At 59.7% G+C, this 24,119-nt stretch carries 22 protein-coding genes; all 22 read left to right on the top strand.

Features of this window, described 5'->3' with window-relative positions; translation table 11 throughout:
- Nucleotides 1-969: 969 nt before the first annotated feature.
- Nucleotides 970-1,743, top strand: coding sequence for a glucose-1-phosphate cytidylyltransferase (rfbF, locus tag SB725_RS04420; RefSeq protein ID WP_027922331.1), 774 nt, complete (start codon nucleotides 970-972; stop codon nucleotides 1,741-1,743).
- Nucleotides 1,725-2,807 (top strand): CDP-glucose 4,6-dehydratase, encoded by a 1,083-nt coding sequence (rfbG, locus tag SB725_RS04415; protein ID WP_027922332.1) that lies wholly within the window; start codon nucleotides 1,725-1,727, stop codon nucleotides 2,805-2,807. The genes rfbF and rfbG overlap by 19 nt, the downstream gene beginning before the upstream one ends.
- Nucleotides 2,804-3,364, top strand: coding sequence for a dTDP-4-dehydrorhamnose 3,5-epimerase family protein (locus SB725_RS04410; protein ID WP_410921357.1), 561 nt, complete (start codon nucleotides 2,804-2,806; stop codon nucleotides 3,362-3,364). Before rfbG ends, SB725_RS04410 begins: the two co-directional genes overlap by 4 nt.
- Nucleotides 3,361-4,587, top strand: coding sequence for a methyltransferase domain-containing protein (locus SB725_RS04405; protein WP_410921355.1), 1,227 nt, complete (start codon nucleotides 3,361-3,363; stop codon nucleotides 4,585-4,587). The genes SB725_RS04410 and SB725_RS04405 overlap by 4 nt, the downstream gene beginning before the upstream one ends.
- Nucleotides 4,584-5,441 (top strand): NAD-dependent epimerase/dehydratase family protein, encoded by an 858-nt coding sequence (locus SB725_RS04400; protein WP_059181386.1) that lies wholly within the window; start codon nucleotides 4,584-4,586, stop codon nucleotides 5,439-5,441. The genes SB725_RS04405 and SB725_RS04400 overlap by 4 nt, the downstream gene beginning before the upstream one ends.
- A complete protein-coding gene (locus SB725_RS04395) occupies nucleotides 5,431-6,501 on the top strand; it encodes a class I SAM-dependent methyltransferase (protein WP_410921353.1) in 1,071 nt (356 codons plus the stop codon). The genes SB725_RS04400 and SB725_RS04395 overlap by 11 nt, the downstream gene beginning before the upstream one ends.
- A 17-nt stretch (nucleotides 6,502-6,518) precedes the next feature.
- A complete protein-coding gene (locus SB725_RS04390; protein ID WP_027922337.1) occupies nucleotides 6,519-7,256 on the top strand; it encodes a cephalosporin hydroxylase family protein in 738 nt (245 codons plus the stop codon).
- A gap of 56 nt (nucleotides 7,257-7,312) precedes the next feature.
- Complete coding sequence (locus tag SB725_RS04385; protein WP_410921351.1) at nucleotides 7,313-10,246, top strand: TIGR00180 family glycosyltransferase; 2,934 nt, start codon at nucleotides 7,313-7,315, stop codon at nucleotides 10,244-10,246.
- 30 nt (nucleotides 10,247-10,276) lie between these two features.
- On the top strand, nucleotides 10,277-11,278 hold the full coding sequence (pseB, locus tag SB725_RS04380) for a UDP-N-acetylglucosamine 4,6-dehydratase (inverting) (RefSeq protein WP_027922339.1): 1,002 nt from the start codon (nucleotides 10,277-10,279) through the stop codon (nucleotides 11,276-11,278).
- A complete protein-coding gene (gene pseC / locus SB725_RS04375; protein ID WP_027922340.1) occupies nucleotides 11,275-12,438 on the top strand; it encodes a UDP-4-amino-4,6-dideoxy-N-acetyl-beta-L-altrosamine transaminase in 1,164 nt (387 codons plus the stop codon). Before pseB ends, pseC begins: the two co-directional genes overlap by 4 nt.
- A 4-nt stretch (nucleotides 12,439-12,442) precedes the next feature.
- Complete coding sequence (gene pseF, locus SB725_RS04370; RefSeq protein WP_027922341.1) at nucleotides 12,443-13,138, top strand: pseudaminic acid cytidylyltransferase; 696 nt, start codon at nucleotides 12,443-12,445, stop codon at nucleotides 13,136-13,138.
- The gene (pseG, locus tag SB725_RS04365; RefSeq protein ID WP_410921348.1) at nucleotides 13,135-14,640 is read left to right on the top strand and encodes a UDP-2,4-diacetamido-2,4,6-trideoxy-beta-L-altropyranose hydrolase; all 1,506 of its coding nucleotides are present in this window, start codon (nucleotides 13,135-13,137) and stop codon (nucleotides 14,638-14,640) included. Before pseF ends, pseG begins: the two co-directional genes overlap by 4 nt.
- Nucleotides 14,633-15,685: a pseudaminic acid synthase gene (pseI, locus tag SB725_RS04360; RefSeq protein ID WP_027922343.1), complete on the top strand. Its 1,053-nt coding sequence runs from the start codon at nucleotides 14,633-14,635 to the stop codon at nucleotides 15,683-15,685. Before pseG ends, pseI begins: the two co-directional genes overlap by 8 nt.
- A 227-nt stretch (nucleotides 15,686-15,912) precedes the next feature.
- Nucleotides 15,913-16,839, top strand: coding sequence for a ketoacyl-ACP synthase III (locus tag SB725_RS04355; RefSeq protein ID WP_410921346.1), 927 nt, complete (start codon nucleotides 15,913-15,915; stop codon nucleotides 16,837-16,839).
- 96 nt (nucleotides 16,840-16,935) lie between these two features.
- On the top strand, nucleotides 16,936-18,228 hold the full coding sequence (locus SB725_RS04350) for a motility associated factor glycosyltransferase family protein (RefSeq protein WP_027922345.1): 1,293 nt from the start codon (nucleotides 16,936-16,938) through the stop codon (nucleotides 18,226-18,228).
- On the top strand, nucleotides 18,225-18,494 hold the full coding sequence (locus SB725_RS04345) for a hypothetical protein (protein WP_027922346.1): 270 nt from the start codon (nucleotides 18,225-18,227) through the stop codon (nucleotides 18,492-18,494). The genes SB725_RS04350 and SB725_RS04345 overlap by 4 nt, the downstream gene beginning before the upstream one ends.
- A gap of 254 nt (nucleotides 18,495-18,748) precedes the next feature.
- Nucleotides 18,749-19,600 (top strand): flagellin domain-containing protein, encoded by an 852-nt coding sequence (locus SB725_RS04340; RefSeq protein ID WP_027922347.1) that lies wholly within the window; start codon nucleotides 18,749-18,751, stop codon nucleotides 19,598-19,600.
- A gap of 74 nt (nucleotides 19,601-19,674) precedes the next feature.
- Entirely contained in the window at nucleotides 19,675-20,040 is a 366-nt protein-coding gene (locus tag SB725_RS04335) for a flagellar protein FlaG (RefSeq protein ID WP_027922348.1), read from the top strand.
- Between the two features lie 82 nt (nucleotides 20,041-20,122).
- Nucleotides 20,123-21,529, top strand: coding sequence for a flagellar filament capping protein FliD (gene fliD, locus SB725_RS04330; protein ID WP_027922349.1), 1,407 nt, complete (start codon nucleotides 20,123-20,125; stop codon nucleotides 21,527-21,529).
- 128 nt (nucleotides 21,530-21,657) lie between these two features.
- Nucleotides 21,658-22,053, top strand: a complete 396-nt coding sequence (gene fliS, locus SB725_RS04325; protein WP_027922350.1) for a flagellar export chaperone FliS — start codon at nucleotides 21,658-21,660, stop codon at nucleotides 22,051-22,053.
- 10 nt (nucleotides 22,054-22,063) lie between these two features.
- Complete coding sequence (locus SB725_RS04320) at nucleotides 22,064-22,360, top strand: hypothetical protein (RefSeq protein ID WP_008044601.1); 297 nt, start codon at nucleotides 22,064-22,066, stop codon at nucleotides 22,358-22,360.
- A 174-nt stretch (nucleotides 22,361-22,534) separates the two neighbouring features.
- A complete protein-coding gene (locus tag SB725_RS04315) occupies nucleotides 22,535-24,010 on the top strand; it encodes a sigma-54 dependent transcriptional regulator (RefSeq protein WP_027922351.1) in 1,476 nt (491 codons plus the stop codon).
- Nucleotides 24,011-24,119 lie beyond the last annotated feature (109 nt).

Raw genomic sequence — 24,119 nt, 5'->3', positions numbered from 1 at the left:
TTTGCCCCTTTCGTTCGGTGCCTCGCTGTGGCTCGGCATGCCCTCGCTCCGGTCCTGCTCCGTGGGCCCGCCGCCACCGGCCATCCATGGCCGGGGGCGGCTAACCCGGCATCCTTGCCGGGTTGCCCACTGCGCAGAACCTCCACTCGGCCTCTCGAGGGGGCGGTGCATCAAGATCAAAAGCTGAAGGCGAGCTAACGCTCGGCCTGATGAGTGGTGAGAAGCAACGGCTATTCGCCGATTCAAACTGTAGGAGTGAGCCTGCTCGCGATGACGGCCTGTCAGCCGACCAATCTCCATCAGGCGTACATCGTTTCCTGTGGGAGCTGGCTTGCCGGCGATGGCGGCCTGAAAGCCGACCCAGCTCTTTGGGATGCACCCAGTCCTACCATACAAGCGAGTCTGCTCGCGAAGCTGTTGATCTTGCCGTTGCCGTTGCCGTTGCCGTTGCCGTTGCTTCGGCTTTTGACTTTGATCTTGATCTATTGCCCCTTTCCCAGAGGCCGAACGCAGGCGTTGCGTAGGGGGCACCGCGGCAAGGATGCCGCGGTAGCCGCCCCCGGCCATGGATGGCCGATGGCGGCGGGCCCCCGGAGCAATGCCGGAGTGAGGGCATGCCGAGCCACAGCGAGGCACCGAATGGAGGGGCAAAGCCTTTTGCTTACTTTTCGGCGTCTGGAAAAGTGAGTCGCTGTAAGAGCGAAACCGCCAGCAGCCGTTATCGCAGAAATGGATATGCACGCAAATCCCTAACCACAGAACCCAACCCCCTAACCACAGAACCCAAACCCCATCAGTCGCCCACCCCAAGCAATTGGCTCACTTCCTGCAAGTCCCCCACATATCGCCATAAATCCTTCACCTCAACAGGCGTGAAGGCCCCAGTGGCTGCGGGTTAATGATGTGCATCTGACGGTTCGCCAACCCTAGCGGGGCTGGCCAAACCGCGCGAAGAGCAAGAGGACAGCGATGAAGGCAGTAATTCTGGCGGGTGGTCTCGGTACGCGGATCAGCGAAGAGTCGCACCTCAAGCCCAAGCCAATGATCGAAATCGGCGGCAAGCCAATTCTTTGGCACATCATGAAACAGTACTCCGCCCACGGCATTCACGACTTCGTGATCTGCCTTGGCTACAAGGGCTACGCGATCAAGGATTTCTTCGCCAACTACTTCCTGCACACCTCCGACGTCACGTTCGACATGTCCAACAACCGCATGGACGTTCACCAGAACTACAGCGAACCGTGGCGCGTGACCCTGATCGACACCGGCGAAGACACCATGACCGGTGGCCGCCTGCGTCGCGCCGCCCGTTACCTGGAAGGCGAACAAGCGTTCTGCTTCACCTACGGCGACGGCGTCTCGGACCTGAACATCGGCGCGTTGGTGGACTTCCACCTGAGCCACGGCAAACTCGCGACCGTGACCGCCGTGCAGCCACCGGGACGTTACGGCGCCCTGGAGCGCGACGGTGACAGCGTCAAAGGTTTCATTGAAAAACCACGCGGTGACGGCGGCTGGATCAATGGCGGCTTCTTCGTACTGTCGCCCAAGGTCTTGCCCTACATTGCTGACGACCAGACCTCCTGGGAAGCCGAGCCATTGGCCGCGCTGGCCAACGAGCAACAGTTGCAAGCGTTCCAGCACGACGGCTTCTGGCACCCGATGGACACCCTGCGCGACAAAAACCACCTTGAGCAGCTGTGGCTGAGCGGGGAGGCCCCATGGAAGCAATGGGACTGAGTCAGGAGTTCTGGCGCGGCAAGCGGGTTCTGCTGACCGGCCATACCGGCTTCAAGGGCAGTTGGTTGACGTTGTGGCTGCAAAGCCTCGGTGCCAAGGTCAGCGGTTTTTCGCTGGACCCGTCCACCGAACCGAGCCTGTTTGAACTGGCGCGCGTGCACGAAGGCATCAACGATCAGCGCGGCGATTTGCGTGACCTCGGCGCATTGCTGGAGCTGATCGCCGAGACCCAGCCGGAAATCGTCTTGCACCTGGCGGCCCAGCCGTTGGTGCGTGAAGGTTATCGCGACCCGTTGGGGACTTATTCCAGCAACGTCATGGGCACCCTCAATCTGCTCGAAGCCATCCGCCAGGTCGGCGGCGTGCGCGCCTGCGTGCTAGTGACCACCGACAAGGTTTACGCCAATCAGGAATGGCTGTGGCCGTACCGCGAAAACGAAGCCCTCGGTGGCCACGACCCGTACAGCAGCAGCAAAGCCTGCTGCGAGTTGCTGGCGCAGTCTTACGCGGCGTCGTTCTTCCCGGCTGAAAAGTACGCCGAGCACGGTCTGGCCCTGGCCACCGCCCGCGCCGGCAACGTACTGGGTGGCGGTGATTTTGCACCTGAGCGGTTGATTCCCGATGTGCTCAAGGCCTGGTCCGCCGACGAACCGGTGACCCTGCGTTACCCACAAGCCGTGCGCCCGTGGCAGCACGCGCTGGAACCGCTGGCCGGTTACCTGCAACTGGCGGCCGGCCTGTATGAACAAGGCCCCGAGTTTGCCGGTGCGTGGAACTTCGGCCCGAGTGAAGCGGACATGTGCAGCGTCGGCGAAGTCGTCGAATTGCTCGCCAACCGCTGGCCACAAGCCCGTGGCCTGCGCATCGAACCGAGTGAGTTGCATGAAGCCGGCCTGTTGCGCCTGGACAGCAGCCGCGCCCGTCAACTGTTGGCGTGGCAGCCGCGCTGGTCGTTGCAACAGTGCCTGACCCAGACGCTGGATTGGCACCTGGCCTGGCAAAACGGCGACGACATGCGCGCCATCACTTTGGGCCAGTTGAACCTGTACCGAGGCGCGTTGTGAGCGAGTTTTCGATAACGCCATTGCCGCTGGCCGGTCTGTTCAGCGTGCAGCACAAACGCTTCGAGGATGAGCGCGGACACTTCGCCCGTCTGTTCTGTGAAGGCAGCCTGAGCGCCTTCGGCGAGCCGTTTCATATTCGTCAGATCAACCATTCCTGCACCCGTGAGCGGGGCAGTGTGCGTGGCCTGCATTATCAAAACGCGAGCGCGCCGGAAGCCAAATTGATCACCTGCCTGCGCGGCGAAGTCTGGGACGTAGCGGTGGATTTGCGCCCGGACTCCGCGACCTTCCTGCACTGGCACGCCGAGTACCTGCGTGCCGGTGACGGTCGCAGCCTGCTGATCCCGGCCGGCTTCGCCCACGGTTTCCAGACCCTGAGCGACGATGCCGAATTGCTCTACCTGCACAGCGCGGATTACACGCCAGTGCGTGAGGGTGGTTTGAGCGTGAACGATCCACGGCTGGCGATTGCCTGGCCGTTGCCTGTCAATAATCTGTCGGCACGGGATTCCAGCCATCCCTTGCTTGATGACCACTTCGCTGGAGTGCGTGTATGAATTGCCGTGGTTGCGGGACTTCCCTGGCCTTGCCGCTGATCGACCTCGGCACCTCGCCGCCGTCCAACGCTTATGTGCGCGCCGATCAGCTGGAGCAAACCGAGCAATGGGTGCCGCTCAAGGTGGCGGTGTGTCAGCAATGCTGGCTGGTGCAGACCGAGGATTACACCAGCGCCGACAGCCTGTTCGACGCCGAGTATGCGTATTTCAGTTCGTTCTCCAGCACCTGGCTGGCCCATGCCGAGCGTTACGTCGCCGAGATGACCGAGCGCTTCGGCCTGACCGCTGACAGCCGCGTGGTGGAAATCGCTGCCAACGACGGTTACCTGTTGCAGTACGTCGCCGGACGCGGCATTCCGTGCCTGGGCGTCGAGCCGACCCGCAGCACCGCACAAGCGGCGCGGGACAAAGGCCTGGAGATTCGTGAACTGTTTTTCGGTCGCGATACGGCCGCGCAATTGGTCAGCGAAGGCTGGTCCGCCGACCTGATGGCTGCCAACAACGTGTTGGCCCACGTTCCGGACATCAATGATTTCCTCGGTGGTTTTGCGACCCTGCTCAAGCCGACCGGGGTGGCGACGTTCGAGTTTCCGCAACTGCTGACGTTGATGGCCGGCCAGCAGTTCGACACGCTGTATCACGAGCATTATTCCTACCTGTCGCTGACCGCCGTGCAGACCTTATGCGAGCGCAATGGACTAGAAGTGTTCGACGTCAGTCAGCTGTCGACCCATGGCGGTTCGCTGCGGGTTTTCGTCCAGCGTGCCGATGGTGTACGTCGTCCGGTACAACCAGCCGTTCAACAGCAGTTGCAGGCCGAACTCGCCGCCGGGGTAAAAACCACCGAGTACTACGCGACCCTCGCACCCGCCGCCGAACGGATCAAACACGAACTGCTGCGCTTCCTGCTGCAGGCCAAGGCCGACGGCAAGCGTGTGGTCGGTTACGGCGCGGCGGCCAAGGGCAACACCTTGCTCAACTACGCCGGAGTCAAACCGGATTTGCTGGCGTGGGTGGCCGATGCCAACCCGCACAAGCAGGGCAAGTATTTGCCGGGCAGTCGCATTCCGATTGTCTCGCCGGCACAGATCGACCTCGAGAAACCCGATTACGTCCTGGTGCTGCCGTGGAACCTGCTGACCGAAGTCAGTCAGCAACTGGCGCAGGTGCGTCAGTGGGATGGCCGTTTCGTGATCGCCGTGCCTGAGTTGACCGTGCTGTGAAAGTGCTCGTGACCGGCGCCACCGGGTTTGTCGGCCGTCATCTGGTCGACGCCTTGCTCGCCCGTGGCTGCGAAGTCCGCGCCGTGGCGCGCAATGCCGAGACTGCCGCGACCATGCCGTGGATCAATGCCGTGGAATTCGTTGCGACGGATATTCACGCCGAGGATCTGAACATCGCCGCATTGACCGATGGCGTCGACGCGCTGGTGCATCTGGCCTGGCCAGGGTTGCCGAACTATCGGGCGCTGTTCCACTTCGAACACAACTTGATGGCCGACTACCGGTTCATCAAGGGCGCGGTCGAGGCGGGCGTCTCCCAAGTCTTGGTCACTGGCACCTGTTTCGAATACGGCATGCAAAGCGGTCCGCTCAGCGAGCACACCGCGCCGCAGCCGAGCAATCCGTACGGGTTGGCAAAAAATACACTGCGCCTGTTTCTGCAAAACCTGCAGCAGGTTCAACCGTTCACCCTGCAATGGGCGCGGTTGTTTTACCTGCATGGCGAAGGGCAAAACCCGAACAGTTTGCTCGCCGCGCTTGACCGCGCCATCGACGCTGGCGATGACAGCTTCAACATGTCGGCCGGTGAGCAATTGCGTGACTACCTGGCGATTGAAACCGCGGCCGGTTACCTCGCCGCCATCGTGCAACAGCGTGAATTCGATGGCGTGATCAATTGCGCCAGCGGCCAGCCGGTTTCGGTGCGGGCGCTGGTCGAACAGCGGCTGCGTGAGCGCGGCGCGTCGATCCATTTGAACCTCGGTCACTACCCATACCCGACCCACGAACCGATGGCGTTCTGGGGCGTGGCGGACCGTTTGCAACAGCTACTGGGAGCAGAGCATGAGGCATGAGTTGTATCGGGTCGCCGACCTGCCGGTGTTGCAAAACCGCACCTTTGCCGACCCCGCGTCGGCCAAGGCTTCGGCGTGTGCCGACATGGTCCTGGTACAGGATGAAAAGAGCGGGTTGATCTTCAACCAGGCCTTCGATGCCGACAAGCTCAGCTACGACGCCGACTACCAGAACGAGCAGGCGCATTCGGGCCAGTTCCAGAAGCACCTGGGCGATGTCGAAGGCATCATTGCCCGCCACTTCAAGGGCCGGGAACTGATCGAAGTCGGCTGCGGCAAGGGCTACTTCCTCGAACTGCTCAAAGGGCTGGGTTACGCCATCACCGGCATCGACCCGGCCTACGAAGGCGACAATGCCGACGTGATCAAAGCACCGTTCACCCGTGGCCTAGGCCTGGCGGCGGATGCCATCGTGCTGCGCCATGTGCTGGAACACATTCAGGACCCGGTGAGTTTTCTTGCCGAGATCGCCGACGCCAATCAGGGCGGGCAGATCTACATCGAAGTGCCGTGCTTCGACTGGATCCTCGAGCACAAAGCCTGGTTCGACCTGTTCTACGAGCACGTCAATTACTTCCGCCTCGATGACCTGCGCCGGATGTTCGGCACCGTGCACGAGGCCGGGCACCTGTTCGGCGGCCAGTACCTGTACATCGTTGCCGACCTGGCGACCTTGCGCCTGACCCCGGAACAATCGGTGCCACGCCTGGCGCTGCCTGACGGTTTCACCGCAAGCCTTGCGCGTGCGGTACAGATTATCCAGGACGCACCCGAGCACGGTTCGGCGATCTGGGGCGCATCGTCCAAAGGCGTGATCTATTCGCTGTTCCTGCAAAGGGCCGGTGTGGCAGTGGATCGCGTGGTCGACATCAACCCGGCGAAGCAGGGCCGTTATCTGCCCCTGAGCGGCGTGCGTGTGTCCTCGCCGCAAGAGGCCATGGACGCGCTGCCCGAAGGCGCCCACCTGTTTGTAATGAATTCCAACTACCTCGAAGAAATCAAGCGGATGACCGATGGACGCTACGTCTATCACGCCGTCGACAGCGCTTCGTTCCAGTGACTATTGAGATTAGAAAAATGACTGACAACACCATCAATAAAGCCTTCGAAGCCGAGTGCGCAGAACAAATCGCCGCTCAGGGCGACGACCAGAAACTCACCGGTCTGGCCCAGGATTTCTTCAACCAGTCGGCCAAGCACAAGTACAGCTACCACTTCTCGTGGATGGGCCGTCCGATCATCCAGCTGCCGCAAGACATGATGGCGATGCAGGAAATCATCTGGCAGGTCAAACCCGACCTGGTGATTGAATGCGGCATCGCCCACGGCGGTTCGATCATCTACTACGCCTCGTTGCTGGAGCTGCAAGGCCACGGCGAAGTGCTCGGCATCGACCTCGACATTCGCCCGCACAACCGCGAAGCCATCGAAAGCCACCCGATGAGCAAGCGCATCAAAATGATCGAAGGCTCGAGCATCGACGAGGCGATCGCCGCACAAGTCCGCGCTGCCGCCGAAGGCAAGAAAGTCATCCTCGTACTCGACTCCAACCACACCCACGATCACGTACTGGAAGAGCTGCGTCTGTACGCACCGCTGGTGTCGGTAGACAGCTATTGCGTGGTTATGGACACCGTGGTTGAGGACATGCCGGCCGATTTCTTCCCGGATCGTCCATGGGGCCCGGGCGACAACCCGAAGACCGCCGTGTGGAAATACCTGGAAGAAAACGCTGACTTCGAAATCGACCGTCAGTTGCAGAACAAGCTGCTGATCACCGTGGCGCCGGATGGCTATCTGCGTCGCGTTCGTTAATCACTTTTGAATTGAATGTAGGTTCTCGGCTTCTGGCCGGTTGTGGGGATAGAAATATGCGCGTTCAAAACACTGCTCGAAACGATGTGGCACCGCTGAATGAACGGTTGACGGTGGTGGTGATTTCCCACAACCGCAACGCCTACCTGCGGCGCACCTTGCAGTATTACAGCAGCTATCCCTGCACGATTCTGGTCCTGGACTCTTCGCTGAGAAGCGACGAGAACATCGCCCGCGATTACCCGATGGTCGATTACCGGCACCTGCCGCAATTTACCTACACCGGGTTGCAGGACAAACTCGCCTATGGCGTGAATCAGGTGACCACGCCGTACATGGTGCTGGCCGCCGATGACGATTTCCTGCTGCACGATGCGGTCACCGAGTCGCTGGAGTTTCTCGAAGACAACGCCGACTACGGCATGTGCCACGGCTACGGGATCATGTACCTGGCGCGCGCCACGGAAGTGAATTACTTCCGCCGCGACCGCAAGGGCCCGGAGGACTATTGCTCGGAGTCGGCCGAAGAACGCCTGACGCAATTCATGGGGCACTTCCTGCCGCCGTTCTACGCGGTCAGCCGTACCGAGTTGCTGCAGGACTGGCACAACGCGTTGCTGCCGGGCACCAGCTTCGAATGGCAGGAAATCGGCCATGCCTATTACATGCTCGCGCGCGCCAAGGCGCGGATCTTGCCGATCCCGTTCGCCGTGCGGGAAATCCCTTACGGTGCCTCGGAGCACAACACCAACGTGCTGACGGTGTTGACGCTCAAGGACGCAAAAACCGTGGCCGATCGCGAGCGCTTTGCCGAGTTTCTGGCGTCGTTGCCGACCGGCATGTCCCACAAGACACTGGCCGAAGGCAAGCAGGTGGCGCTGGACAGTTTCGCCACCATGGCCGACTGCCTGACCAACATGCGTTCGTTGCAGGGCACGATGATTTTCACATCGACCTGGCTACAGGCAGGCAACGACCCTTCGCGTCTGTTTGGTCAGATGCAGTTTGTCGAGATGCCGTTCTACAACCAGCCGGTTTTCGATTTGCTGACCGAGTTCGAATTCCTGCTGCACACCATGCCGGCCGGCAAGTTGCAGCTGCAGGAACTGGAAGGCCTCTTGCTCAAGCAACATGAGCTGATGCGCGTGCACCCCAACGACAACGAGCGCACGTTGCGCAGCCGTTTGTGGGAAGCCCTGAGCCTGTATGCATTCAACCGCACGGTGGTGTCGCGTCTGGTCGAGTCGTTGAAGGATTCCGATGAGCCCGAAGAAGGCCTCAAGCTGCAAGCCTGGGCCGAACGCCTGGCGTCGGTGCCGGCACAGGACGAGCAATCGTTGTTCGAGAACATGCCGTCCGGGCGCTTGCTGAACTGGCTCGATGCCCGCAACCCGGATGCCAAGCAGCTCAAGGTGATTGAGGCGCAGCTGCGTAAACGCAATGGCGGCCCGCAGTTCGGCATCATGCTGTTGGACCTCGACGCCGACATGGTCAAGTTGCAGGCCACCTTCGACAGCCTGGTCGCTGGTAATTGCAAGGCGTTCAAGGTCGTGGTGTTCACCACCGGTGATTTGCCGGCGACCACCACACCGCATGACACCGTGCATTTCGTCAAAGTCACCGCCACCAATTACGTCGAGCGCATCAACCAGAGCGTCAACCAGTCCACCGCCGACTGGCTGGTACTGGCTGAGGCCGGTGATCAGTTCACCGCCAGCGGTCTGCTGCGCGCCAGCCTCGAACTGATGGGCGCCGAAGGCATTCGTGCTGTGGCGATGGATGAAATCCAGCGTCAGGAAAACGGCTCACTGGCGGATGTGTTCCGTCCGGGCGTCAACCTTGATCTGCTGCAAACCGTGCCGTCGCTGATGGCCCGCCACTGGCTGATCCAGCGTGACGTATTGGTGAACGCGGGAGGCTACTCGGCTGAATACCTGTCGGCGCTGGAGTTCGACCTGTTGCTGCGTCTGATCGAAGACGGGGGCCTGGGTGGCCTGGCGCATCTGGCCGAGCCGCTGCTGATCTGCAACGCGGCGTCCGTCGAGGAAAACCCTCACGAGCGTCAAACCCTGACCCGTCACCTGACCGCCCGCGGCTATCGCGGTCAGGTCAGCTCCGGGCTGCCTCAAACCTGGCAGATCGATTACCAGCATGCCGCGCGGCCAAAGGTCTCGATCATCCTGCACAGTCAGGACAATCTGGAGCACCTGCAACGCGCGGTGGTCAGCGTGCTGCAACGTACCCGTTACCAGCAGCATGAAATCCTGATCGCCGATAACCACAGCCAGTCCGAAGAACTGGCGACCTGGCTGACCAGCCTGGAAGGCAAGGGCGATCGCCTGCGCGTCCTGCGCACCGGTAAACGCTTGAGCGCCTCGGCGCTGCATAACTTTGCGGTCAGTGAAGCCAAGGGCGCCTACGTGGTGTTGATGTCGGCCGAAGCTGAAGTGGTCAATTCCAACTGGCTCGACAGCCTGCTCAATCAGGCCCAGCGTCCGGAAGTCGGGATTGTCGGCGGCAAGCTGATGAACTTCCGTGGAGCGACCACACAAGCAGGTCTGGTACTGGGCTTGAACGGCGTGGTCGGTTCGGTGTTTGTCGATGAGCGCAAAGATGCCAAGGGCTACATGAACGGTCACCAGGTTGAACAGAACTACTCGGCAGTGTCCGGCGCTTGCATGATGGTGCGCAAGGAGCTGTACGAGGCCGTTGGCGGTCTGGACGAAGAGCATTTCGACGAAGCGTTTGCTGACATCGACCTGTGCCTGAAAGCCGCCGACGCCGGTTACCTGATCGTCTGGTGCCCGCAAGCGCAGATGCTGCACCCGGGCCTGTTGCCGGATGCACCGCAAACGGCCGCGGCCCTGCAAGACAAGTGGCGCGCGCGCTTCGCTCAAGACGCGGCGTACAACCAGAACCTGGCCTTGACCGGCAAGGGCTTTACCCTCGGCGCAGCCTCCAGTGTGAACTGGACGCAGTTGCTCGCTTAAGCCTGGCTGACAGGTACAAGGACTCAAGGCATGTTTAACGGTAAATCGATTTTCATCTCCGGCGGCACCGGCTCGTTCGGGCGCAACTTCATTCGTCGGCTGCTGGAGCAATACCAGCCAAAACGCGTCGTCGTGTTCTCGCGCGATGAGCTCAAGCAGTACGAAATGCAGCAGACGTTCAATGCCCCGTGCATGCGTTACTTTTTGGGTGATGTGCGCGACGCCGAGCGTTTGCGCCAGGCCATGCGCGGTATCGATTACGTGGTGCATGCCGCCGCCCTGAAGCAAGTGCCGGCGGCGGAATACAACCCGACTGAATGTATTCGTACCAACGTCAATGGCGCCGAGAACATCATCGCCGCGGCCATCGACAACGGTGTGAAAAAAGTCGTTGCGCTGTCCACCGACAAGGCCGCCAGCCCGATCAACCTGTACGGCGCGACCAAGTTGCTGTCGGACAAACTGTTTGTCGCTGCCAACAACATTGCCGGTGAACAGCAAACGCGCTTTGCCGTGGTCCGCTACGGCAACGTGGCCGGTTCGCGGGGCTCGGTGGTGCCGTTCTTCAGCAAGCTGATCCGTGAAGGCGCCACTGAACTGCCGATCACCGATGAACGCATGACGCGTTTCTGGATCACCCTCGATCACGGCGTGCAATTCGTGCTCGACAGCTTTGCGCGCATGCACGGCGGTGAAGTGTTTGTGCCGAAGATTCCATCGATTCGCATCGTTGATCTGGCGCAGGGCATGGCTGAACACCTGCCGCACAAGAACGTCGGGATTCGCCCGGGCGAAAAACTCCATGAATTGATGGTGCCGCTGGACGACGCGCGGATGACCCTGGAGTTCGCCGATCACTACACGATTCAGCCGTCGATCCGCTTCACCAGTGTCGACGTGGATTTTGCCGTGGACAATCTGGGCGAACAGGGGAATGCCGTGAGCGAGGACTTCGAATACCGCTCCGACACCAACCCGCACTTCCTGTCGGTGGGTCAGATCGCAGACCTGCACGCCGAGTTGTCGGCATGATTCCTTACGGTCGGCAAAGCCTCGATCAGGCAGACATCGATGCGGTGGTTGCCGTGTTGCAGTCTGACTGGCTCACGCAAGGGCCGACCATCGAGCGTTTCGAACAGGCCATGGCCGAACGTTGCCAGGCCGGTTTCGCGGTGGCGGTGTGCAACGCCACGGCGGCGCTGCACATCGCTTGCCTGGCGGCGGGGCTTGGGCCGGGCGATCGTTTGTGGACCACGCCGAACACCTTTTTGGCCTCGGCCAACTGTGGTCGTTATTGCGGTGCCGACGTGGATTTCGTCGACATCGATCCGTTGACCTGGAACCTCGATGCCTATGCCCTGAAAGCGAAGCTGGAAGCAGCCGAAGACAGCGGCACGCTGCCCAAAGTGCTGGTGGCGGTGGCCTTTTCAGGACAAAGCTGTGACATGCGCATGATCGCCGAACTGGCCGAGCGCTATGGCTTCACGGTCATCGAAGACGCATCCCATGCGGTTGGCGCCTCCTACGCCGGTCGCCCGGTGGGCTGTGGCGAATTCGCCGCCATGACGGTGTTCAGTTTCCACCCGGTCAAGATCATCACCAGTGCCGAAGGTGGCATGGTGCTGACCAATCGCCCGCAGCTGGCTGAACGCTTGCAACGTCTGCGCAGCCACGGCATGACCCGCGATCCGCAGCACATGACCGAACCCAGCCACGGTCCATGGTATTACCAGCAAGTGGAGCTGGGCTTCAATTACCGCATCACTGACCTGCAAGCAGCCCTTGGGTTGTCACAGCTGGGTAAACTTGACGGGTTTATCGACCGTCGTCGTGAACTGGTGGCGCGTTATGAGCGGTTGCTGGCGTACTTGCCGGTGACCCTGCCGAGCATTCAGCCCGAGGCCGAATCGGCATGGCACCTGTACGTGGTGCGCCTGCAGACGGAGCGCATCAACCTCAGTCATCGGCAGGTGTTCGAAGGCTTGCGAGCCGCCGGGGTCGGGGTGAACCTGCACTATATTCCGGTGCATTTGCAGCCGTATTATCGTGACCTGGGATTTTCCGAGGGGGACTTCCCGCAAGCGGAGCGTTACTACGCCGAGGCCATCAGCCTGCCGCTGTTTCCTTTACTGAGCGATGAACAACAGGATTACGTGGTCGAGCAGTTGCGACGGCTGGTCCTTGAGGAGTAGTACCTTGAGCAGCGTTGCGATCATTCCGGCCCGAGGTGGCAGCAAGCGTATTCCCCGCAAGAACCTCAAGCCGTTCGACGGCGTGCCGATGATCGTTCGCTCGATTCGTACGGCGCTGGATTCAGCGCTGTTCGATCAGGTGGTTGTCAGCACCGACGATGAAGAAATTGCCGAGGTTGCCCGGGCGCATGGGGCTCACGTGCCGTTCATGCGTCCGGCGTCGTTGGCGGATGATTTCACCGGCACGGCGGCGGTGATGGTTCATGCCTTGAATGAACTGCCGGCGTTCGACTTTGCCTGCTGCGTCTATGCGACCGCGCCGCTGTTGCAAGCGCGGTATCTGCGCCAGGGGCTGGAATTGCTCAAGCGGCATCCAGACAAATCGTTTGCATTTTCCGTCGCCGGTTTCGGCTTCCCCGTGCAGCGTGCCTTGACCCTCGACGAAGAGGGCGCCTTGACCTCGCTTTACCCGGAATTTCGCACGACCCGTTCCCAGGATTTGCCCGAAGCCTTTCAGGACGCCGGCCAGTTTTACTGGGGGCGTCGCGAAGCCTGGTTGCGCGGCGATGTACTGTTTTCCCCGGCGAGCCTGCCAGTGATTTTGCCGCGGTATCTGGTGCAAGACATCGACACCGTTGAAGACTGGAAGCGTGCCGAATATCTGTACGCGGCATTGAAAGCCGGCGGTGAAGTGCAATGAGAGTGCTGATTCGTTCCGACGCTTCGCCGACGATTGGCAGCGGCCATATCGCGCGCCTGTTGCCACTGGCCAGAACCTTGCGCAAGCAGGGTTCGCACGTGGCGTTTGCCTGTCGTCTGTTGCCGGGCCATCGACTGGATGCTTTGGCGGGTGAGGGCTTCGAAACCTTTGCGCTGCCGGATCGTTATCCCGATGAAGATCCGCAACAAGCCATCGAATCGATGCTGCCGTGGCAAGCGGACATCGACGCATTGGCACAGGTACTGGAAGACCAGCCGGCGTTCGACTGGATCATTGTCGACCACTATGGCCTCGATCATCACTGGCAAACCGCAGCCCGACGCTGGGCAACCCGGATCGCAGCGGTGGATGACCTTGCGACGCGCACCTATAGCGTCGATCTGCTGCTCAATCAGAACCTGTCCGGTACACCTGAGGCTTATGCCTCGCTGCTGCCGCGGGGTTGCCAGACCTTGCTCGGCCCGCGTTTTGCGATGCTGCGTGATGAGTTCAACTGCGCGGCCATCGAGATCAAACCCCGGGCCAAGCGGGTGCTGGTGAATTTCGGTGGTTTCGATGCGGCAATGCAGACGCATCATGCGATGTTGGCGATGGCGGACTTCCATGAGCTGGACGTCGATTTTGTGGCCGGTGCCGATAATCCGGCCTGGGAACAGATGCAGGCGTTGGCGGCAGATCGTCCAAACTGGCGTTTGCACAGTTTTGTCAGCGACTTCTACCGGTTGATGACCGAGGCCGACTTGTTTGTCGGTGCCGGTGGCGGTACCAGCTGGGAGCGGGCGGCGCTGGGGCTACCGACGATTTGCATCGCCGTGTCGAATAATCAGCAGGCCAATGGCGAAGTCATGGCGGCAGCGGGGGCCCATGTCTACCTGGGGCCGCGTGAGCAGGTCTGTGTTGAACAGCTGCGTCAGGCCGTGGGATTTGTCGCGGACAATCAGGGCTTGCGCCAGAGCCTCGCCGAACGCTCCCGGCAATGGGTCGATGGCCGTGGCGCGCAGCGTGTGGCGGCGGCATTGGCCGGTGCGGTTTTACAGATACGCCCGGCGACCCTGGGCGATTCGACGTTGTTGTTCGAGGGGCGCAATGCGCAGGCCGTGCGGCGCTGGTCGCTGGAGACCGGTGTCATTGACCGGCAAGCCCATCAAAACTGGCTGACCGCCAGCCTGAGCAATGACCAGCGCTTGTTATTGATCGCCGAGGCGGATGATGGCCCGGTCGGTGTGCTGCGTTATGACCGGCGTGGCGTTGAAGCCGAAGTGTCGATTTATCTGTTCGAAGGCCGTTTCGGGCTGGGCTGGGGCAGGGCGCTGCTGGCGCGGGGCGAGGCCTTCGTCACCCGTCATTGGCCACAACTGACCGCCATCACTGCTCAGGTTTTGCCGTCCAACCAGCCGTCGCTGAAGGTCTTTCGCGAAGCCGGTTTCACTCAGAGTGCCTGCGCGTTCACGCGCGTATTGAAGGATCACCGCAATGACTAGTTTCAAGATCGGCAACCGCTTGATCGGTGCTGACGCGCCGCCCTTCATCATCGCCGAGATGAGTGGCAACCATAACCAGTCGCTGGACATGGCGCTGCAAATCGTCGAAGCGGCGGCCAAGGCCGGCGCCCACGCCTTGAAACTGCAAACCTACACGGCCGAGACCATGACCCTGGACCTGTCCGAAGGTGAGTTCTTCATCAAGGACCCCAACAGTCTGTGGGCGGGCACATCGCTGTATGCCTTGTACGAAAAAGCGCATACACCGTGGGAGTGGCATGCACCGATTTTTGCCCGGGCCAAGGAACTGGGGATGCTGGCATTCTCCACACCGTTCGATGACAGCGCCGTCGACTTCCTCGAAAGCCTCGACGTGCCGGCTTACAAGATCGCCAGTTTCGAGAACACCGACTTGCCGCTGATTCGCCGGGTCGCCGGCACGGGCAAGCCGTTGATCATTTCCACCGGCATGGCCAGCATCGCCGAGCTCGATGAAACCGTGCGCGCGGCCCGTGAGGCCGGTTGCAAGGACCTGGTGCTGCTCAAGTGCACCAGCACCTATCCCGCGACTCCGGCCAACAGCAATGTGCGAACGATTCCCCATCTGCGTGAATTGTTCGGTTGCCAGGTCGGTTTGTCCGATCACTCCATGGGTGTTGGCGTTTCCGTGGCCGCGGTGGCGCTGGGGGCGACGGTGGTGGAGAAGCACTTCACCCTCGACCGCGCGGCCGGTGGCGTGGATGCCAGTTTTTCGCTGGAACCGGCGGAGCTGGCCAGTCTGGTCGTCGAGACTGAGCGTGCCTGGCAGGCGATGGGCCAGGTGCATTACGGCGTGACAGAAGCCGAGCGCAAATCCCTTGTTTACCGTCGCTCGCTCTATGTCACCCAGGACATGGCCGCCGGCGAGCCCTTCACCACGGCCAATCTGCGCGCCATCCGTCCGGGGCTGGGCCTGGCCCCCAAGCACGCTGAAACCCTTCTGGGCCGCCGCGCCCGCCACGCTATCACGCGTGGAACCCCGCTGGACTGGTCCTTGGTCGAATAACACCTTATCGGCTTGATTCGGCAAAATAGAGTGACCTGTGAGTCATAACGCGCATCTTCACTGTATTGTATAAATCGGGAAGGTGGCGCCTGGCCTGTTTCTGGCCCAGTGATAGCCTTTTATTCTTCCCGCCGTCGCGGCTTCGGGGCGACGTTTTTCTCTGTTTGTCGGCGCCCTCGAATCCTTGCGAGCGGTGGTATTGGGCTGTTTATTATTGGGAAGCCGTAATGATTGGCATAAAAAGCATTGCGAGCTACGTTCCTGTAGCCGGCATAGACAATTACGCACAAGGTGCAAAATTCGAGAAGGATGAAGAATTCATCCTTGGCAAGATCGGTTCCGCTTTCCTGCCGCGCAAAGACGATGGGCAAGAAACCTCGGACCTGTGCGTCGAAGCAGCCAATGCGCTGTTCGCCAACAATCCTGATTTGAAACGTGAAGCGGTCGATGTGCTGATCGTGGTCACCCAGAACGGTGACGAAGAAGGCCTGCCACACACCGCGGCCATCGTTCAGGACAAACTCGGTCTGCCCACCACCGTGGCGGCGTTCGATATTTCCCTGGGCTGCTCCGGCTACGTCTATGGCATCTACGCAATCAAGGGCTTCATGGAAGCCGCCGGCCTGAAGAATGGCGTGCTGATCACGGCCGATCCATATTCCAAGATCGTCGACCCCGAAGACCGCAACACCACCATGCTGTTCGGCGATGCCGCCACCGCCACCTGGATGGGCGAAAACGCTCCATGGCAGTTGGGCAAGGCCAAGTTTGGCACCGACGGTTCCGGCGCGCCTCACCTGAAAGTGACCGATGGCGTGTTCTTCATGAACGGTCGTCAAGTGTTCAACTTTGCGTTGCTCAAAGTCCCGGCGCATTTGCATGAGCTGCTGGCCGATTCGCAACTGACGGCTGACGATGTCGATGCGTTCTGCATTCACCAGGGCAGTGCGGCCATTGTCGATGCCGTGGCACGGCGCTTCGAAGGCGAGCCGGAGAAGTTCCTCAAGGACATGGTCGAGACCGGCAATACCGTGTCGTCGAGCATTCCATTGCTGCTGGAAAAGCACGTACTGGATTCCAGCTGGAAGCGTGTAGCGCTGAGTGGTTTCGGCGTTGGTTTGTCGTGGGGCTCGGCGATCATCTATCGCCCTTGACGGCGACGCTTGAGTCAAAGAAAGCCAGACACAAAAAAAGCGCTCAAGGTGTAATCTTGAGCGCTATTTTTTTGCCCGGACAATAAGCGAGGCGGCATGAGCGAGTTCTTTGAGCACAACGTCGATGTCATCCAGCAGCGCTGGCCGGCATTGGCTGTGCGCTTGTTGGTGGAAGACACGAGCCTGTTGCAGGCGGATCTGGTGGAAGGCCTGGGCTCGACGTTGAGCATCAACGGCATTCAGTTGACCAGCCGCCATGATCGCAGCCGCGAGGCCAGGGTCCAGGCTGACAGCTTGCCGCTCGACAGCCCGGTGCTGCATGTTTACGGCACCGGTCTTGGCGATCTGCAAACGGCGTTGCTTGAGCGCATCGGGCTTGAGCGCTTGTACGTGCACATCCTCAACGGTGCGGTGTTCAACCTGGTGCTGCAATTGCTTGATCAGCAGCCGTGGCTCAGCGATCCGCGAGTCGAGCTGCTGTATGCCGGTGATCTTGCGGAAATCAAGCTGCCGTTTTTTGCCTTGCCGTCTGAACTGGTCCTGGCCGATGACTTCAGTGCGAAGATTCGTGATCGCCTGATCAGCGAAACTCACCTGGCCTTCAACAACCGAGAGTTCGACCCGCAGTCGCCTGAGATTATCGAGCGCATGCAAGCGTGTCTGGCGCTGGTGCAAACCGATCCTGACGTGACCGAATTATTCGCTACCCGTCCCGGCCAGGAGGTGTTCGTCATTGCCACCGGCCCGAGCCTGGAACAGCATTTCGAGACATTGCGCGTCATTCGCAGCCAGGCTGAGCGGCCGTTGTTCATCTGCGTCGACACCGCTTTTCGCCCATTGCTCAAGCATGGCATCCGTCCCGACGTGGTGGTCAGCATCGACCAGCGCATTTCAGCCCGGCACTTGCCGCCGGAAGACACGGCCGACATCACGCTGGTGTACATGCCCATGCTCGATCCATTGGTGCTCGAAGCCTGGCAAGGGACACGTCATTGCAGTTACTCCGCCAGTCCGATCTATCAGTCGTTGCGTGCGCAATTGCCCAGGGGCGAGTTGTATGTCGGCGGTAGCGTGATTCACCCGGCCGCCGACCTGGCGGTGAAGATGGGCGCAACGCAAATCACTTTGTTCGGTGCCGACTTCGCCTTCCCTGGCGACAAGACCCACGCAGGCTGGAACGACGGCGACCTGGGACCGCAACTGGGCGCCGCCAAACACTGGGTGCTGGATGGTCACGGGCAGCGCATCAAGACTCAGCTCAATTTCCGCAGCTATTTGTGTGAGCTGGAGCGGTTTATCGCCGGCCATCCGCAGGTGCGCTTCTATAACAGCAGTCGGGCAGGGGCGATGATCGCCGGAACCGTTTTTCATCCGGAGATCGCCTCATGAGTGCTCGTGAATCTTTTATTGCCGAAGCACAGCACTGCGCCACCTTGTTCCGTCTGGGGCGCGATGTAGAAGCGGGGCTGGCGATGACCGAGCTGGTTGGTGCGGTTCACCCGACGTTCGATACCAAGGCGCAGGACGTACAGCAGCAATGGGCGTTTGTGCTCGGTCAGATGTTTGCGTGTCAGGAAGCACAGAACTGGCTCGCCCTGGCAGATTATCTGGAGTACGAACTGGTCGAGTTGCTGACCGACAGCCTGTCCCTTTAAGCAATTTTTCTTCTGTCGGTGCAGGCGAGTCCTCGCCAATCCCGTCGCCGACAGTTCCCTGACGTCAGCTTTTCGTTGTTATCACGCTGCCAACCCCTTGATTTACAGGGGGTGGCAACGTGATGGCAAATATTTTTGAAAATCCCCTAAAGCAAGTTGCATTGGCGACGATAACTATTACGAAGGTTCTCTAGGCCATACCCGGCGGTTGCCAGGGCCGGAAGCCGCAGTACCCAACCAACGAGGAATTCGTCATGGCTTTAACAGTAAACACCAACGTCACATCGTTGAACGTTCAGAAGAACCTCAACCGTGCTTCCGACGCTCTGTCGACTTCGATGTCTCGCCTGTCTTCCGGCCTGAAAATCAACAGCGCTAAAGACGACGCCGCCGGCCTGCAAATCGCTACCCGTATGACCTCGCAAATCCGCGGTCAGACCATGGCTATCAAAAACGCCAACGACGGTATCTCGATCGCTCAGACCGCTGAAGGCGCGATGCAGGAATCGACCAACATTCTGCAGCGTATGCGTGAACTGGCTGTTCAGGCACGAAACGACTCGAACGGTACTCAAGACCGCGTCGCGCTGAACAAAGAATTCGCGGCAATGTCGGACGAACTGACTCGTATCGCCAAGTCGACCAACCTGAACGGCAAAAACCTGATCGACGGTACTGCTGGCACCATGACCTTCCAGGTCGGTTCCAACACCGGTTCGGCTAACCAGATCACTCTGACCCTGGCTTCCGGCTTCGACGCCGTAACCCTGTCTGTTGACTCGGCTACCCTGCAGATCACTGGTAACAGCTCGGCAACTGCTCAGGCTTCGTTCTCTGCTGCAATCACCAAGATCGACGTGGCTCTGCAAACCATCAACACCAGCCGTGCCGACCTGGGTGCTGCACAAAACCGTCTGACCAGCACCATCTCCAACCTGCAGAACATCAACGAAAACGCCGCCGCTGCACTGGGTCGCGTACAAGATACCGACTTCGCTGCTGAAACTGCACAGCTGACCAAGCAACAAACTCTGCAACAAGCTTCCACCGCAGTTCTGGCTCAGGCCAACCAACTGCCATCCGCTGTACTGAAACTGCTTCAGTAATAGCTGATTGAGTTTTGGCGAGGGGTGTGCGCTGGTCGTGCCCTCTCGCTTTTTTACTTTTAGAGGTGATGGACATGGATATGAGCGTGAAGCTGAACTTGTCTTATCCGGCGGCCAAGCACGCGACTCCGGTTGCCGACAAGGCTGCGGAAAAGCCTCAAGCGGCGCCCGCGAAAGTGGTCGACGTCAAGGACGCGCGCAAGACGGCTCAAACTGAACAGGACAAGCTGAAAATGGCGGTCCAGGAAATTGAAAAATTCGTTCAGTCGGTCAAGCGTAACCTGGAGTTCTCGATCGATGAGCCTTCAGGGCAAGTCGTGGTGAAAGTCATTGCCAGTGAGTCGGGTGAGGTGGTTCGCCAGATCCCCAACGAAGAAGTCTTGAAACTGGCCAATAGTTTGAATGATGCAAGCAGCTTGTTGTTCAGCGCGAAAGCCTGACAGCTGGCACGAATTTTGTTGCTATGTTCTTTTGGGCGTTGTAGTGGTCAAAAGACCGGCGACACACTGAAGGGAGTTCCACATGGCAAGTCCAATTTTACCGGGCACGGGTTTAGGTTCAGGCCTTGATACCGGTGCTATCGTCAAAGCCTTGGTCAACGCTGACAAAGCGGCCAAACAAGGTCAGATCGACCGTGGGACCACGACCAACACGGCGAGCATCTCCGGGATTGGTACGCTGAAGTCGCTGCTGGCCACGTTCCAGAAAGCACTCACCGATCTGGGCAGCACCACCACCCCTCAGTTCACGGGTTATTCGGCAACGTCCTCCGACCCCAAAGTACTGACTTCCACGTCCAGCAACACCGCTGTTGCCGGCAATTACGTGGTCAAAGTCACCAGTCTGGCTACCTCCTCGAAAGTCGCCTCTGCGGCCTTTGCTGGCGGCGCGACCAGTCCGATCACGGCAGGCACGCTGACCATCACCCAGAACGGCACCAGCTATCCGGTGACCGTCGGTGCGGGCGCCACGTTGCAATCGGTGCGTGATTCGATCAACAGCCAGTACCAGGCCAGCGGCCTGAGTGCCAACATCGTGACCGACAGCTTCGGTTCGCGCCTGGTGTTGGGTTCGACCACGACGGGTGCAGGTTCCGATATCTCCGCGACCGGTATCCCCGAGCTGACCATCGACGGCACAGCCCCTATGGCGGCCGTACCGACCGCCACTTCTTCGGGTGCGATTGGCGGCCTGGCGGCGGATGCGGTGTTCTCGGTGGATGGCCTGGCGATGACCAGCAAGTCCAACACCGTCGACAAGACGATCTCTGGCTTGAGCCTGGTCCTGACCGGCGCCGGTACATCGACCGTTAACGTTGCGACCAACAACGATGGTCTGAAGGCATCGATCCAGAAGTTTGTCGACGCCTACAACGCCGTTGCCAACGCGGTGACGTCCTTGACCAAGCCGTCCCTGGACGACGATGGCAAGCCGACTGTCTCGGCTGCGCTGACCGGTGACCCGCTGCCGCGCTCGCTGTTGGCTGCTATTCGTGGGCCGTTGTCCCAGACCGGTGCCGGCGACAAGCTGACCGTGCTCTCGCAGTTGGGGATCACCACGGACCAAAAGACCGGTGCGTTGAACTTCGACGGCACCAAGTTCACTGCTGCGATGAACGACAAGAAGCTCGGTGGCGAAGTCCAGACCCTGTTTACCGGCACCAACGGTCTGCTCGAACGCATGAACAATGTGATCAAGCCGTACACCGATACCGGTGGCATTCTCGACACTCGCACCACCAACCTGAATGTGACCAAAACCAAGCTGACAGCTGATCAGGCTGCCTTGGATCGTCGGGTCGAAACACTGACCGCTGTACTGACCAAAAAGTACAACGACATGGATACCCTCGTCGGTAAGTTGAAGGCAACCGCCAGCAACATCACCGGAATGTTCGAGGCCATGGCCGCGCAGCAGAAGAACTCGTAACACGCAAAACGCCAAAAGCCCGGCAGCGTTTTCAAGCGCTCCGGGCTTTTTGCATTTGAATCTAAAGTTTTTTGACGCGTTGTCGATACACTGGTTAGACGAACTACAGAATTTTGATGAGGTACAACATGAATCCAATGTTAGCCCTTCGCCAATACCAGAAGATTGGCGCTCAAGCGCAAACTTCCGAAGCCAGCCCTCATCGACTGGTACAGATGCTGATGGAAGGTGGTCTGGACCGTATTGCCCAGGCCAAAGGCGCCATGGAGCGTAAAGACATTCCTAACAAGGGTGTTTTGATCGGCAAGGCCATCGGCATCATCGGTGGTTTGCGTGAAGGTCTGGACCTTGAGAACTCCATCGAAACCGTCGGTGAGCTCGACAATCTCTATGCCTACATGATGAAGCGCCTGGCTGAAGCCAACATCAAGACTGACCCGAAGATTCTCGACGAAGTCGCTGATTTGCTTCGTACAGTCAAAGACGGTTGGGATGGTATTGCCGCACCGGGTCCGCAGTTTTAAGGAGATCACCATGAGTCTTGTATTGCAGCGAATCGAACACACCCGCGACGCCCTGGTCGGTGCATTGGCCGAGCGCAATTGGGAAGCCATCGGTGAGTTGGATCTGGCGTGCCGATCCTGCATGGAAGACGTTTTGAGTGAGGCTTCGGTGGACGAGGCCGCGTTGCGCGACAACCTTGAGGAGTTGCTGGGGGTCTACAAGCAGCTGCTTGAAGCCGCGACGGGGGAGAGGCAAGCGATAGTCGACGAGATGTCGCAGATCCATCAAGCACAGAACGCGGCAAAGGTTTACCATCTGTTTGGTTAATTAATCCTCGGTTAATCCAAACATAGTGCGCCATAAATTTGACTGTGCACGGTTTTTTGACTTAACTAGTGGCTGGTTACAGATTTCAGGCGAGTACAGGCAGAATGTGTCTGCAAGCGTCTAGCTTGCCCCATCATTTTTGGGCATTGAGTTGACTAGGGAAGTTGCTATTGCATGTGGCGTGAAACCAAAATTCTGCTGATTGATGACGATAGCGTCCGCCGCCGCGACCTGGCGGTGATTTTAAATTTTCTCGGTGAAGAAAATTTACCCTGCGGAAGCCATGACTGGCAGCAGGCTGTCGGCTCTTTGTCATCAAGTCGTGAAGTAATCTGCGTCCTGATCGGGACGGTCAATGCTCCTGGCGCACTTACGGGCTTGTTAAAGACACTCGCAACCTGGGATGAGTTCCTTCCGGTTTTGTTAATGGGCGATAATTCTTCCGTTGACCTGCCAGAAGACCAGCGTCGCCGAGTGCTTTCGACCCTCGAAATGCCGCCCAGCTACAGCAAATTGCTCGACTCCCTGCACCGTGCCCAGGTCTATCGCGAGATGTACGACCAGGCCCGCGAACGCGGTCGTCACCGTGAACCCAATCTGTTCCGCAGCCTTGTCGGCACCAGCCGGGCGATTCAACACGTCCGTCAGATGATGCAGCAAGTGGCCGACACCGACGCCAGCGTGCTGATTCTTGGTGAGTCCGGTACTGGCAAGGAAGTGGTTGCGCGCAACTTGCACTACCACTCCAAGCGTCGTGACGCGCCGTTCGTTCCGGTCAACTGCGGGGCGATCCCGGCCGAGTTGCTGGAAAGCGAATTGTTCGGCCACGAGAAGGGCGCCTTCACCGGGGCGATCACCAGCCGTGCCGGGCGTTTCGAACTGGCCAACGGCGGTACGCTGTTCCTTGATGAAATCGGCGACATGCCGCTGCCGATGCAAGTCAAGCTGCTGCGCGTGCTGCAGGAGCGTACGTTCGAGCGCGTGGGCAGCAACAAGACCCAAAGCGTCGACGTGCGCATCATTGCCGCGACTCACAAGAATCTCGAAAGCATGATCGAGATCGGCACCTTCCGCGAAGACTTGTACTATCGCCTGAACGTGTTCCCGATCGAGATGGCGCCATTGCGCGAGCGCGTCGAAGACATCCCGTTGCTGATGAACGAGTTGATTTCGCGCATGGAGCACGAGAAGCGCGGCTCGATCCGTTTCAACTCGGCAGCGATCATGTCGCTGTGCCGTCACGGCTGGCCGGGCAACGTTCGCGAACTCGCCAACCTGGTGGAGCGCATGGCGATCATGCACCCGTACGGAGTGATCGGCGTGGTCGAGTTGCCGAAGAAATTCCGCTACGTCGACGACGAAGACGAGCAACTGGTCGACAGCCTGCGCAGTGATCTGGAAGAACGGGTGGCCATCAACGGTCACACCCCGGACTTCACCGCCAACGCCATGCTGCCGCCCGAAGGCCTGGACCTGAAGGACTACCTCGGTGGTCTGGAACAGGGCCTGATTCAGCAGGCGCTGGATGATGCCAATGGCATTGTCGCGCGTGCCGCGGAACGCCTGCGGATTCGACGCACCACGCTGGTGGAAAAGATGCGCAAGTACGGCATGAGCCGTCGCGATGGAGATGAACAGGCGGAGGATTGACGCCTGTTTTTCAAGTCCTTCATTTTTGGGTGGTTTTTTTTAGGCACGGGTATTGCTACATCCCTCGCAACGTTCCGTTTAACTGACGGTCAGCCAGCGAGAGAGCACG

The organism is Pseudomonas sp. SIMBA_041 (assembly GCF_046535095.1).
GTDB lineage: Bacteria > Pseudomonadota > Gammaproteobacteria > Pseudomonadales > Pseudomonadaceae > Aquipseudomonas > Aquipseudomonas mucoides.
This window is presented reverse-complemented; position numbering and strand designations above follow the sequence as displayed.

Coding starts and splice junctions, on each gene's coding strand:
- rfbF (WP_027922331.1), top strand. CDS start 970: ATGAAGGCAGTAATTCTGGCGGGTGGTCTCGGTACGCGGATCAGCGAA.
- rfbG (WP_027922332.1), top strand. CDS start 1,725: ATGGAAGCAATGGGACTGAGTCAGGAGTTCTGGCGCGGCAAGCGGGTT.
- SB725_RS04405 (WP_410921355.1), top strand. CDS start 3,361: ATGAATTGCCGTGGTTGCGGGACTTCCCTGGCCTTGCCGCTGATCGAC.
- SB725_RS04395 (WP_410921353.1), top strand. CDS start 5,431: ATGAGGCATGAGTTGTATCGGGTCGCCGACCTGCCGGTGTTGCAAAAC.
- SB725_RS04390 (WP_027922337.1), top strand. CDS start 6,519: ATGACTGACAACACCATCAATAAAGCCTTCGAAGCCGAGTGCGCAGAA.
- SB725_RS04385 (WP_410921351.1), top strand. CDS start 7,313: ATGCGCGTTCAAAACACTGCTCGAAACGATGTGGCACCGCTGAATGAA.
- pseB (WP_027922339.1), top strand. CDS start 10,277: ATGTTTAACGGTAAATCGATTTTCATCTCCGGCGGCACCGGCTCGTTC.
- pseC (WP_027922340.1), top strand. CDS start 11,275: ATGATTCCTTACGGTCGGCAAAGCCTCGATCAGGCAGACATCGATGCG.
- pseG (WP_410921348.1), top strand. CDS start 13,135: ATGAGAGTGCTGATTCGTTCCGACGCTTCGCCGACGATTGGCAGCGGC.
- pseI (WP_027922343.1), top strand. CDS start 14,633: ATGACTAGTTTCAAGATCGGCAACCGCTTGATCGGTGCTGACGCGCCG.
- SB725_RS04355 (WP_410921346.1), top strand. CDS start 15,913: ATGATTGGCATAAAAAGCATTGCGAGCTACGTTCCTGTAGCCGGCATA.
- SB725_RS04350 (WP_027922345.1), top strand. CDS start 16,936: ATGAGCGAGTTCTTTGAGCACAACGTCGATGTCATCCAGCAGCGCTGG.
- SB725_RS04345 (WP_027922346.1), top strand. CDS start 18,225: ATGAGTGCTCGTGAATCTTTTATTGCCGAAGCACAGCACTGCGCCACC.
- SB725_RS04340 (WP_027922347.1), top strand. CDS start 18,749: ATGGCTTTAACAGTAAACACCAACGTCACATCGTTGAACGTTCAGAAG.
- SB725_RS04335 (WP_027922348.1), top strand. CDS start 19,675: ATGGATATGAGCGTGAAGCTGAACTTGTCTTATCCGGCGGCCAAGCAC.
- fliD (WP_027922349.1), top strand. CDS start 20,123: ATGGCAAGTCCAATTTTACCGGGCACGGGTTTAGGTTCAGGCCTTGAT.
- fliS (WP_027922350.1), top strand. CDS start 21,658: ATGAATCCAATGTTAGCCCTTCGCCAATACCAGAAGATTGGCGCTCAA.
- SB725_RS04320 (WP_008044601.1), top strand. CDS start 22,064: ATGAGTCTTGTATTGCAGCGAATCGAACACACCCGCGACGCCCTGGTC.
- SB725_RS04315 (WP_027922351.1), top strand. CDS start 22,535: ATGTGGCGTGAAACCAAAATTCTGCTGATTGATGACGATAGCGTCCGC.